The sequence below is a fragment of the Nocardia caishijiensis NBRC 108228 genome, assembly GCF_001612825.1.
In the GTDB taxonomy this organism is placed as follows: Bacteria; Actinomycetota; Actinomycetes; order Mycobacteriales; family Mycobacteriaceae; genus Nocardia; species Nocardia caishijiensis.
Map to the genome: position 1 here is coordinate 1 of NZ_BDBE01000005.1, position 11,127 is coordinate 11,127.

The following is an 11,127-nucleotide window of genomic DNA, read 5'->3' on the forward strand; positions in this document are numbered from 1 at the left end:
AAAAACACAGCCCAGTACCTCCATGGACGCAACACAAAAAGAGCCGGGCACGCTCCCCAGCGCACCCGGCCCTAAATCCCCATCAACGATTCGCGAGCAGCACTTCCGCGATCTGAATCGTGTTCAGCGCCGCACCCTTACGCAGATTGTCGCCCGAGATGAACAGCGCAAGACCGCGCCCGTTCGGCACACCCGGATCCTGACGAATGCGCCCGACCAGCGAGTCGTCCTGCCCAGCGGCAGCCAGCGGAGTCGGCACGTCGACCAACCGCACACCCGGCGCCTTGCCCAGCAACTCCTGCGCCTGCTGCACCGAAATCGGTTCCGCGAATTCAGCATTGATCGACAGCGAGTGCCCGGTGAACACCGGCACACGCACACAGGTGCCGCTGACCAGCAGGTCGGGCAGGCCGAGAATCTTGCGGCTCTCGTTGCGCAGTTTCTGGTCTTCGTCGGTCTCACCCGAGCCGTCATCGACGAGCGCGCCCGCCAGCGGGATCACGTCGAAGGCGATGGGCGCCACGTACTTGTTCGGGGCGGGGAAGTCGACGGCCGAACCGTCGTGCACCAGCTTCTCGGCGTCGGCGGCCACCGCGCGCACCTGCGAGGCGAGTTCCTCGACACCGGCCAGACCCGAACCCGACACCGCCTGGTACGACGACACGATCAGACGCTGCAGCCCGGCCACATCGTGCAGCGGCTTGAGCACCGGCATCGCGGCCATGGTTGTGCAGTTGGGGTTGGCGATGATGCCCTTGGGCAGCGAACGGGTGGCTTCGGGGTTGACCTCCGAAACCACCAGCGGCACATCGGGATCCTTGCGCCAGGCCGACGAGTTGTCGATGACGGTCACGCCCGCGGCCGCGAACCGCGGCGCCTGCACCCGCGACATGGTGGCTCCGGCGGAGAACAGCGCGATGTCGAGACCCGACGGATCGGCGGTCTCGGTGTCTTCGACGACGATCTCGCCGCCGCGCCACGGCAGCGTCTTACCGGCCGAACGCGCGGAGGCGAAGAAGCGCACCTCGTCGGCGGGGAAGTCGCGCTCTTCGAGCAGCTTGCGCATGACGGCGCCGACCTGACCGGTCGCGCCGACGACACCTACACGAACACCCATGACTTATCGCCCCGTTCCGCCGTGGACGACAGCGTCTTCGTCGCCGCCCAGATCGAAGGCCTTGTGCAGCACCTGCACGGCCTCGTCGAGTTCGGTGTCGCGCACCAGCACCGAAATACGGATCTCCGAGGTGGAGATCAGATCGATGTTGACGCCCGCGTTGGCCAGCGCCTCACAGAAGGTGGCGGTGACGCCGGGGTGCGACTTCATCCCGGCACCGACGAGGGACACCTTGCCGATGTGGTCGTCGTAGAGGACCTGCGCGAAGCCGATCTCGTCCTGGCGCTTGGTGAGCATCTCCACCGCACGCGCGCCGTCGGTCTTGGGCAGGGTGAAGGTGATGTCGGTCTTGCCCGTGTCGACCTTGGAGATGTTCTGCAACACCATGTCGATGTTGATCTCGGCGTCGGCGACCGCGCGGAACACCTTGGCCGCGTAGCCCGGCTCGTCCGGCAGTGCCACGACGGTCACCTTGGCTTCGCTGCGGTCGTGCGCGACGCCGGTCAGGATTGCCTGCTCCACGGGAATGTCCTCCATCGATCCGAAAACAGTTGTGCCGATCTTGTCGGTGTAGGACGACCGGACATGAACGGGCACGTTGTAGCGGCGCGCGTACTCGACGCAGCGCAACATGAGCACCTTCGAGCCGCAGGCCGCCATCTCGAGCATTTCCTCGTAGGAGATGTTGTCGAGCTTCTGCGCGTCTTTCACGATGCGCGGGTCGGCGCTGAAGATGCCGTCGACGTCGGTGTAGATCTCGCAGACATCGGCTTTCAGCGCCGCGGCCAGGGCGACGGCGGTGGTGTCGGAACCGCCGCGGCCCAGCGTGGTGACGTCTTTGCTGTCCTGGCTCACGCCCTGGAAGCCCGCGACCAGCACGATCTGGCCTTCGTCGAGGGCTTCCTGCAGGCGGCCGGGGGTGACGTCGATGATCTTCGCGTTGCCGTGCGCGCCCGTGGTGATGACCCCGGCCTGCGAGCCGGTGAACGAGCGCGCCTCGGCGCCGAGGGTGTGAATGGCCATGGCCACCAACGCGTTCGAGATGCGCTCACCGGAGGTGAGCAGCATGTCCATCTCGCGGGCAGGCGGCGCGGGGGCGACCTGCTCGGCGAGATCGAGGAGTTCGTCGGTGGTGTCACCCATCGCCGAGCAGACGACGACCACGTCGTGGCCCTGCTTCTTGGTCTCCACGATCCGTTCAGCGACGCGCCGGATCCGCTCGGCGGTGGCCACCGAGGATCCTCCGTACTTCTGAACAACGAGAGCCACGGCAATGGTCCTTCACGATCGGGAATCGAGCTGCTATCAGCGACCAAGAGTACCGGCCTGCGCACGCCGCATCCCCCGCTACCTCCCCAGCCTGTGGAAAACGACACAGGCTTGTCACCTGTGGCTGACCACCGGAATCAGCCTCGCTCGAACCAGGTGACCTGCGCGCCGTTGTCGAATTCCTTGCGCCGCACCGGCGTGAACTGTGTCGGTTTGAAGACGCCGCCGAACACCGGCACACCGGACCCCGCGACCACCGGATAGCTCTTGACGATCAGCTCGTCGATCTCGTCGATGAGCTGCCCGGCCAGGTTGCCTCCGCCGCACAGCCAGATGTCGAGGCCGTCCTGCCGCTTGAGCTCGCGCACCAGCTCGACCGGGTCCCCGGCGAAGATCTCGACACCGGGGTGGTCGGCCTGGTTCAGCGAAGCCGACACGACGTACTGCTTCATGTGCTGGAACGGGCTCTCGACGTGCTCGCCCGGGAGGATGTAGGTGCCCCGGCCCATCAGCACGGTGTCCCAGTGCTTGGGCGGCAGGTCGGGGTCGAGGCCGACGTGCGGGCGCAGGTGGGTCGGCATCGCGTCGGGGAATTCGGGGGTCATCCATTCCACGTAGCTGGGCGGGGTCGGGTAGAAGTCGACTTCACCGCCGGGACCTGCGATGTAGCCGTCGAGGGAGACGCCGATGTAGTAGACGAGCTTTCGCATGGGTACCGCCTCAGTTGTTGTACTATATGTGAAGTGGTTAGAACGTAGTACTACAGACGGAGTGGTGTCAAGTGCGAAAGAATCCCGAGCGTCGACAGACCCTGCTCGACGCAGCCATCGAGGTCCTCGCGGCCGAGGGCGCCCGCGGCCTCACCTTCCGTGCCGTCGACAAACAGGCGGCCGTGCCCGCCGGAACCGCCTCCAACTACTTCGCCAATCGCGACGAACTGCTCACCCAGGCAGGCAGCCGCTTCTACGAGGTGGTCCAACCGACCGAGGAGACGCTCGCCCTGGTGAGCGAGGGCCCCAAGACAGTCGAGAACATCACCGCGCTGATGAAGGAGGTCGTCGGCAGGCTCGAATCGCACCGCACCGCCTACCTCGCGCTGCTCGAATTGCGCCTCGAAGCCACCCGTCGACCGGAGTTGCGCAGGCTGCTCACCGAGCGGGTCGGCGCGGATCTGGAATTCAATGTCCGCAATCACCTGGCGTCGGGTCAGCCGGGCGACGAGGCCTCCGTACTACTGCTGTACCTGGCGCTGAACTGGCTGATTCTCGAACATCTCACCCTCCCAGGGTTGTTCACCGAGCAACAGAGTTCGGAGCTGATCGAAATCGCCGTTGAGCGTGCGATTCGCGGCTGACCCGGACGTTTGTCCAGACCATAGACGTGTTGACGATCACTGGCACAACTGTGCACAATCGGGCGCGAGAGACAGCGGGGGTTCGGAGGACAGGCAAGATGCGCTCGAAGATCGACATCCGTTTCACCGTTGATGCTCATATCGATCAGGTCATGGTCGCCCTGCTTGCCGTCGATCGTATGGCGGAGTGGTCGCCGTCCTACAGCGATGTCCGGATGGGTCCGCCCGATGCCGACGGCAGGCCGCGACGAGTCTTCGTCACCGCCCGCATCATGGGCGATACCGACACCCAGGTCCTGGAATATCGCTGGGAACCGAACCGGGTGTCCTGGGAGGTAGTCGACAGCAGCCGCGGTTCCAAGGGTGGCGGCTCGTTCGAGTTGTTCGAAGCCGGCGAGGTCACCGAGGTCGATCTGCACGTGGAACTGCGCTACCCGCTGCCCATTCCCGGCATCCTGTTCAACCGCACCTTGCGCAAGGAGAACGAGGAAGCGGTCGCGAACTTCATCGACTTCGCCGAGCGTTTCCCCGAGAACGAGGGTTACGCCGTCGGCTGAGTACCGCGCCACCTCGGCCGCGAGATGACACGATAGGCCGATGATCGGAAAACCACGGGCCAGATTTCAGCCCGTGACCGAGGACGGCTCGGTCACCCAGCTCGAACTGTTCTTCGACCTGGTGATCGTCTTCGCGTTCACGATGGTCACCGACCTGGCCGCCGACAACACCTCGGCGAAGAACATGCTGCGCGCGCTGCTTGTGCTCGCGATCATGTGGTGGCTGTGGATCGCCTACTCGTGGCTGGGCAATGTGGTGCGCGCCGACGAGGGCATCGTGCGGGTCGGCATGTTCGTGGCCATGGGTGGCGCGTTCATCGCGGCACTGACCATCCCCGAGGCCTTCGTCGATCTGCCGGGCGGCTGGTACGGGCCGCTCGTCTTCGCCATCGCCTACCTGGTCGTACGGTTGGTGCACGTCGTCATCTTCTGGGCGATCAGCCGCGACGATCCCCAGCTGCGCGGGCAGCTGGCACGCTGGGCGCTCGGGTCGATCGGCGTCGGCACCGCACTGCTGGTGATCGCCGCGACCACCTCGGGGCTGGTTCAGATACTGCTGTGGCTGGCCGCGATCGTCGGCGACATGGTGTGGACGGCGGTGGCCGGCACGGATTGGCGGATCAACTCGGCCAAACACTTCGCCGAACGGTACGGGCTGATCGTCATCGTCGCGCTGGGTGAGTCGATCGTGTCCATCGGCATCGGGGTCGCCGGACTGCCGATCTCCTGGCCGATCACGGTGGCCTCGATGCTTGGGCTCATGGTGTCGGGTCTGCTGTGGTGGCTGTACTTCGACGTGGCCGCCATCTCGATCGAAGAGGGCCTGGCCTCGGCGAAGGGGTCCGCGCAGATCAAGATCGCCCAGTTCAGCTACACCTACGGGCATTTCCCGATGATCGCCGGTGTCATCGCGCTCTCGCTCGGGTTGAAGAAGGTGCTGTACTACGTGGGCGACACCTCGCACCACCAGCTCACCGACCCGCTCTACGGCATTCCGCTCGGCGCGCTCTACGCCGGGCCCGCGGTGTTCCTCCTGGCCGTCGTCGGCGCGAAATACGCTGCGGTACGGCAGTTCTCGACCGCACGGGTACTGGTGGCCGCGCTCCTGTTCGCGCTGATCCCGGTGGCCGCGCAGCTACCCGCGCTGGTCTCCCTCGGCCTGCTCTGCGCGATCCTCGCCGCGCCGGTGATCTGGGAGACGGTGCACTACGCGCGGCGACGCGACGAGATCAGGCACGCTTGATCTGCGCGAGGTGATGACGCACACCGTGTTCGGCGGGCGTCGCACCGCGATGTGAGGGCGGTACCCGCACGCCGGCGCGGACGGCCTCGTTGATCTGGTCGAGGTTCTCGCGCAGCATGTCGGCGACCAGTTCGTCGGTGCGCGGGTCGTCGAGCAGCTGACGCAGCATCCGGTACACGGTGTCGGCGACGAGGCGGATGATGTCGTCGTGGAACGGCACATAGCGCAGCTTGCCGGTCTGCGGGTCGTTCTTGATGAGGTCGATGATGAGCTGGTCGATCTCGGCGTGGTTCTCCTCGAGCGCGGCGGCGATGTTCTGGGTGTAGTGCCCCGCGCGCAGCACGTTGGAGACCTCGTCGAGGATGGCGACGGTCATCGGGCGGCGGATCACGTCGACGATGGTGCCGACGAACCGATTGACGATCTTGGCCGTCACCCGCTCACCGAGCGCGCGGTCGGCCACCCGACCGAGGCGGATCAGGATCACCACGATCCGCAGCAACCGGAACCCACGGAAGATCGGGCTGGTCACCGGGATCATGCCGAGTACTTCGTACCAGTAGACGAACGGGAACGTCCACGGCCAGCCCGCCCGGCGCCACCGCCACAGGAACTCGACGGCGAAGATGCCGCAGATGGTCCAGTCGGCCACCACGATCGCGTGATAGGTCGGGCCCGACACCGGGAAGAAGGTGATCCAGCCGACCAGCACCACCGACACGATCGCCAGCACGAGCATGAAGATGTCCAGGCGCAGCGACGGCGTTTTGGACCGCACGTCCGGCAGTGCCTCGACCCGATCGATCCCCGGTGACGCCAACTCGCCCGCTCCTGTGGTTCGGCGGCTGCCGCCGCTGCTCGGCCACCCGGCGCCGCTCGTCGGCTACCGGTCGGCCAGTACTTTGCTCACGCTAATTGGTTGCGGCGCCGCCCGAGTGGGCTTCGGTGCGTGTCAGCCGCGCAGGATCGCCTCGATATTGCGTTCGGCGAGTGCGGTGATGGTCAGCGACGGGTTCACCGTGGCGGTGCTGCCGGGAATCGCGGCGCCGTCCATCACGTACAGCCCCGGATGACCGTGCACCCGGCCGTAGGCGTCGGTGGCCTTGCCGAGCACCGCCCCGCCCAGCGGGTGCGCGGTGAACTCGGCGTTGGCGTCGTAGCCGAGGGCGCTGTATTCGGCCAGCGCACCGGCCTTGTCGGCGATCCGCCGGTCGACCGCGCGCGCGGCGTGCACCACCGCGTCCTGGGCGGCGCTCGGCCAGGTCAGGCCGACGCCGCCGGTGGCCGGGTGATAACCGAAACGGGCGCGGGTCGGGTCGAGCACCATGCCGAGGGAGGCGAGCGCGCCGGTTTCGAACGGGATGCCGGGGATGTACCAGTTCTCGAGCGTCAACGGCAGGGTCGACTCGTCGTAGATGCGGCTCGCGCTCGGCACGCCCTGACCGAAACCCGCCAGGCCGCTGGCGCCGCGAGCAAGCACCACGTCGCCGTTGGTACCCCAGCCGTCGCCGATGTGCTCGTTGAGGTTGGGCAGCGCGCCGGTGGCCTGGGCGCGCACCAGCAGTTCGGAAGTACCGACGGAACCGGCGCCGAGGAACAACTTGTCGCAGGTCAGGGTGCGGGTGCCCAGTTGCGCGCCGGTGGGCGCCAGTTTCGTCACGGTGACCACGAACTTGCCACCCGGCTCCTGGGCGATGCTGTCGACCCGGTGTCCCGGATACACCCGCGAGCGGCCGGTCTGCTCGGCGTAGCGCAGGTAGTTCTGGTTCAGGTCGAACTTGGCGCCGTTGGAGTTGCCCAGGTTGGAGCGGGCGACGGTGGCCGAGGGGCGCGAGCCGCCCGCCAGCTCGGCGCGCAGCACGTCCCAGGTGAAGATCGAGTCGTTGGGGAGTGGCTGGTACCCGGCGGCGCGCACCTGGTCGTCCCAGGCGCGGGAGTGGGTGAACGGCTGGGACTGGTAGATGTCACCGGGCATGGGGTCGAGGCGCAGCATCTGGCGGACCCTCGGGTAGTACACCCGTTCCAGCTCGCTGTAGTCGACGACACCGCCGAAGACCTGGTCGAACAGCCTGCGCTCCGGCGCGACCATCGCCCCGGTGAAGATCACCGAACCGCCGCCGACGGCCGCGGCGCGCCACACGTCGATGCCCGCGAACTCGGTGACATCGAGGACACCGCCGAAGGTGCCGAAGCTCATCGGCACCTTGGTGACCCCGGTGAAGCTGGTGCGATGCCAGAATCCGCGACCGTCGGGCAGGTCGTCGCCGGTGAAGATCTCGCGCCACGGGTCGTTCGGCCAGCGCGAACCGCGCTCGAGCACGGTGTTGTCGATACCCGCCTCGGCCAGGCGCAACGCGGTGACGGCCGCACCGAAACCGGAGCCGATCACGATGGCGCTGGTGTGCGCGGGCGCGTCCGGGAGCGGGGCGAAGACCTCGGGGACCCACGATTCGAACATCGCCGCCCTCGGGTCGGCGTGCGCGGACGTGCCCGTCAGCGTCGATCCCACAGTCCCGGCGAGTGTCGCCAGTCCCGCCGCCTTGAAGAAGGCACGTCTGTGCACCAGGCCACCTCCCTCATCACGCATGGCCGTGCGCAGAATACCGCGCAACTTCCGAAACGGCCCCGCTAGTGGTGGGATTTGTCACCGATCACCAACAGCCGCCCATCTCAGGTCGTCAACAGGCGGATCACGGCGATCGAACCGACCACGACGATCACCGCGCGCAGCGCATTCGGCGGCAACTTGCGGCCGACACTTGCGCCGAGTTGACCGCCGATGATCGAGCCGACCGCGATCAGCGCGACGGCCTGCCAGTTCACCTCGGCGATCACGATGAAGATCACCGCCGACACCGCGTTCACGATCAGCGCGAGCACGTTCTTCACCGCGTTGAGCCGCTGGATGTCCTCGTGCACGAACACACCGAGCAGCCCGACCAGCAACACCCCCTGGGCCGCGCCGAAGTAGCCGCCGTAGATGCCGGTGCCGAACACCGCGACGAGCAGGATCGGGCCGCCGTGCGCGGGCGGCGGGGTGTCCTCGCCGCGACGACGCTTCACCCAGGCGGCCAGGCGCGGCTGCACGATCACCAGGATCAGGGCCGCGATGATGAGCACCGGGACGACAGCCTTGAACGCCGCCTCGGGTGTGGTCAGCAGCAGCACGGCGCCGGTGATACCGCCGAGCAGCGAGGCAGTGCCCAGTTTCAGCAGCCGCTCCCGCTGACCGACCAGTTCGCGGCGGTATCCGATCACCCCGCTCACCGAGCCGGGGACCAGACCGATGGTGTTGGAGACGTTCGCCGTCACCGGTGGCAAACCGAACGCCAACAGGGCCGGGAAGGTGATGAGCGTGCCGGATCCGACGATCGTGTTGATGCCACCCGCCGCGATTCCGGCCGCGAAAACGGCCAGTTGCTCGAACCAAGTCATGCGAATTCCTTTGGGACGTCTCGTCGTGCGTCAGGCACGTACAAGCGTTGCTGTCCCTGGAAACCGTACCGGTCGGACGGTGCGGTAGATATCGGCGTACCCAATTCCGCAGGCCGCTTACCAGCGGGGGTTCGCACACGGTAAGCTCGAAGAATCATGCAGCGGGCACTTCTTCTCGGCCGCCGCGACGGGTTCTGATACGGACCGGCTCCCGTCGCGGGGTTCCAACGCGCCGGTCGACCCGCTCCCATCAGGGAATCCACCACACCCACGGAGAAACTTGCATGTCCTCGGCTGACGCATTCGTATCCGCTTCGCGCACCATCACGGCCCCCAGCAAACCCGCCCCGGCCGACCAGCCCGCTTGGAACAACCAGAAGAACTCCTCGATGCCTGCCTTCCGGTATCGCCCGTACGCCGAAGAGGTCGAGCCGATCACGCTGCCCGACCGCACCTGGCCGGACAAGATCATCGACCGCGCGCCCGCGTGGTGCGCCGTCGACCTGCGCGACGGCAACCAGGCCCTCATCGACCCGATGAGCCCGGCCCGCAAGCGCCGCATGTTCGACCTGCTGGTCCGGATGGGTTACAAGGAGATCGAGGTCGGCTTCCCGGCCGCCAGCCAGACCGATTTCGACTTCGTCCGCGAGATCATCGAAGACGGCGCGATCCCCGCCGACGTCACCATCCAGGTGCTCACCCAGTGCCGCCCGGAACTGATCGAGCGCACCTTCGAGGCCTGCAACGGCGCCCCGAACGTGATCGTGCACTTCTACAACTCCACCTCCATCCTGCAGCGCCGCGTGGTGTTCCGCGCCGAACGCGACGCGGTGAAGAAGATCGCCACCGACGCCGCCGCCCTGTGCCTGGAGATCGAGCAGCGCTACCCCGACACCGAGTGGCGCTACGAATACAGCCCCGAGTCCTACACCGGCACCGAGCTGGACTACGCCCGCGAGGTGTGCGACGCGGTCTCCGAGATCATCGCGCCCACCCCGGCCAAGCCGCTGATCATCAACCTGCCCGCGACCGTCGAGATGGCCACCCCGAACGTGTACGCCGACTCGATCGAGTGGATGCACCGCAACCTGGCCCGCCGCGACTCCATCGTGCTGTCGCTGCACCCGCACAACGACCGAGGCACCGCCGTCGCGGCCGCCGAGCTGGGCTACCAGGCGGGCGCCGACCGCATCGAGGGCTGCCTGTTCGGCAACGGTGAGCGCACCGGCAACGTCTGCCTGGTGACCCTGGGCATGAATATGTTCTCGCGCGGTATCGACCCGCAGATCAACTTCGCCGACATCGACGAGATCCGTCGCACAGTGGAGTACTGCAACCAGCTGGCCGTGGCCGAACGTCACCCCTACGGCGGCGACCTGGTCTACACCGCGTTCTCCGGCAGCCACCAGGACGCCATCAACAAGGGCCTGGACGCGATGAAGGCCGCCGCCGACGCGCAGAACGCCGACGTGGCCGACATCGTGTGGGAGGTCCCGTACCTGCCGATCGACCCGAAGGACGTCGGCCGCACCTACGAGGCCGTGATCCGGGTGAACTCGCAGTCCGGCAAGGGCGGCGTCGCCTACATCATGAAGACCGACCACGGGCTGGTGCTCCCGCGCCGCCTGCAGATCGAGTTCTCACAGGCCATCCAGGCGATCACCGACGGTGAAGGCGGCGAGGTGACGCCCAAGGAGATGTGGGACGTCTTCGCCACCGAATACCTGAACCCAATCCTGCCGCTGGAACGCATCAAGCAGACGGTCACCGCGGCCGAAACCGACGGCGGGGTCGACTCCATTGTCGCGACGGTGAAGGTCGACGGTGTGGAGCAGGAGATCAGCGGGTCCGGGAACGGGCCGCTGGCGGCGTTCGTCGATGCGCTCGGCGCTGTGGGTTACGACGTGCGGGTGCTGGATTACAGCGAGCATGCGATGTCGGCGGGTGATGATGCTCAGGCTGCGGCTTATGTCGAGGTGGCTGTGGGTGACAAGGTTGTGTGGGGTGTGGGTATCGCTACCTCGATCACGACTGCCTCGCTGCGCGCTGTGGTCTCGGCTGTGAACCGAGCTGCCGCCCGCTAAAAGACGCCGACGAGGGCCGGGCAACGTTCGGGTTGCCCGGCCCTCGGTGTTTTGTGCACTGTGTTTTT

Annotated in this window: 10 protein-coding genes; 4 read left to right on the plus strand and 6 right to left on the minus strand. The window is 66.7% G+C overall.

All coding sequences use genetic code 11. The features are described from left to right. Positions 1-82: 82 nt before the first annotated feature. The 3 genes from NC7_RS00680 to NC7_RS00690 form a co-directional block, all read right to left on the minus strand. A complete protein-coding gene (locus tag NC7_RS00680) occupies positions 83-1,117 on the minus strand; it encodes an aspartate-semialdehyde dehydrogenase (RefSeq protein WP_067977620.1) in 1,035 nt (344 codons plus the stop codon). 3 nt (positions 1,118-1,120) lie between these two features. Further along, a complete protein-coding gene (locus NC7_RS00685; RefSeq protein WP_067494539.1) occupies positions 1,121-2,386 on the minus strand; it encodes an aspartate kinase in 1,266 nt (421 codons plus the stop codon). Positions 2,387-2,523: 137 nt separating this feature from the next. Next, the gene (locus tag NC7_RS00690; RefSeq protein ID WP_067977622.1) at positions 2,524-3,096 is read right to left on the minus strand and encodes a dihydrofolate reductase family protein; all 573 of its coding nucleotides are present in this window, start codon (positions 3,094-3,096) and stop codon (positions 2,524-2,526) included. Between the two features lie 71 nt (positions 3,097-3,167). Between NC7_RS00690 and NC7_RS00695 the strand changes: the two genes are divergently transcribed. From NC7_RS00695 to NC7_RS00705, 3 genes are all read left to right on the plus strand, one after another. Then, positions 3,168-3,740, plus strand: coding sequence for a TetR/AcrR family transcriptional regulator (locus NC7_RS00695; RefSeq protein WP_067977624.1), 573 nt, complete (start codon positions 3,168-3,170; stop codon positions 3,738-3,740). A gap of 98 nt (positions 3,741-3,838) precedes the next feature. Next, positions 3,839-4,297 carry an SRPBCC family protein gene (locus NC7_RS00700; RefSeq protein WP_067977625.1) on the plus strand — a complete coding sequence of 153 codons (459 nt, stop codon included), beginning with the start codon at positions 3,839-3,841 and terminating at the stop codon, positions 4,295-4,297. A 40-nt stretch (positions 4,298-4,337) separates the two neighbouring features. Further along, on the plus strand, positions 4,338-5,540 hold the full coding sequence (locus NC7_RS00705) for a low temperature requirement protein A (protein ID WP_067977627.1): 1,203 nt from the start codon (positions 4,338-4,340) through the stop codon (positions 5,538-5,540). On the opposite strand, the gene NC7_RS00710 is transcribed toward NC7_RS00705, so the two are convergent. From NC7_RS00710 to NC7_RS00720, 3 genes are all read right to left on the minus strand, one after another. Beyond that, positions 5,527-6,360 (minus strand): ion transporter, encoded by an 834-nt coding sequence (locus NC7_RS00710; RefSeq protein WP_067977629.1) that lies wholly within the window; start codon positions 6,358-6,360, stop codon positions 5,527-5,529. The genes NC7_RS00705 and NC7_RS00710 overlap by 14 nt on opposite strands. A gap of 132 nt (positions 6,361-6,492) precedes the next feature. Beyond that, a complete protein-coding gene (locus tag NC7_RS00715; protein WP_067977631.1) occupies positions 6,493-8,127 on the minus strand; it encodes a GMC oxidoreductase in 1,635 nt (544 codons plus the stop codon). 83 nt (positions 8,128-8,210) lie between these two features. Further along, the gene (locus tag NC7_RS00720) at positions 8,211-8,975 is read right to left on the minus strand and encodes a sulfite exporter TauE/SafE family protein (RefSeq protein WP_067977634.1); all 765 of its coding nucleotides are present in this window, start codon (positions 8,973-8,975) and stop codon (positions 8,211-8,213) included. A 284-nt stretch (positions 8,976-9,259) separates the two neighbouring features. Here NC7_RS00720 and leuA point away from each other — a divergent pair, with 284 nt between their 5' ends. After that, complete coding sequence (gene leuA, locus NC7_RS00725; protein ID WP_067977635.1) at positions 9,260-11,059, plus strand: 2-isopropylmalate synthase; 1,800 nt, start codon at positions 9,260-9,262, stop codon at positions 11,057-11,059. Positions 11,060-11,127: the final 68 nt, after the last annotated feature.

Excerpts from the sequence above, each read along its gene's own strand:
- NC7_RS00680 (WP_067977620.1), bottom strand. The coding sequence starts at position 1,117 with ATGGGTGTTCGTGTAGGTGTCGTCGGCGCGACCGGTCAGGTCGGCGCC.
- NC7_RS00690 (WP_067977622.1), bottom strand. The coding sequence starts at position 3,096 with ATGCGAAAGCTCGTCTACTACATCGGCGTCTCCCTCGACGGCTACATC.
- NC7_RS00700 (WP_067977625.1), top strand. The coding sequence starts at position 3,839 with ATGCGCTCGAAGATCGACATCCGTTTCACCGTTGATGCTCATATCGAT.
- NC7_RS00705 (WP_067977627.1), top strand. The coding sequence starts at position 4,338 with ATGATCGGAAAACCACGGGCCAGATTTCAGCCCGTGACCGAGGACGGC.
- NC7_RS00715 (WP_067977631.1), bottom strand. The coding sequence starts at position 8,127 with ATGCGTGATGAGGGAGGTGGCCTGGTGCACAGACGTGCCTTCTTCAAG.
- NC7_RS00720 (WP_067977634.1), bottom strand. The coding sequence starts at position 8,975 with ATGACTTGGTTCGAGCAACTGGCCGTTTTCGCGGCCGGAATCGCGGCG.
- leuA (WP_067977635.1), top strand. The coding sequence starts at position 9,260 with ATGTCCTCGGCTGACGCATTCGTATCCGCTTCGCGCACCATCACGGCC.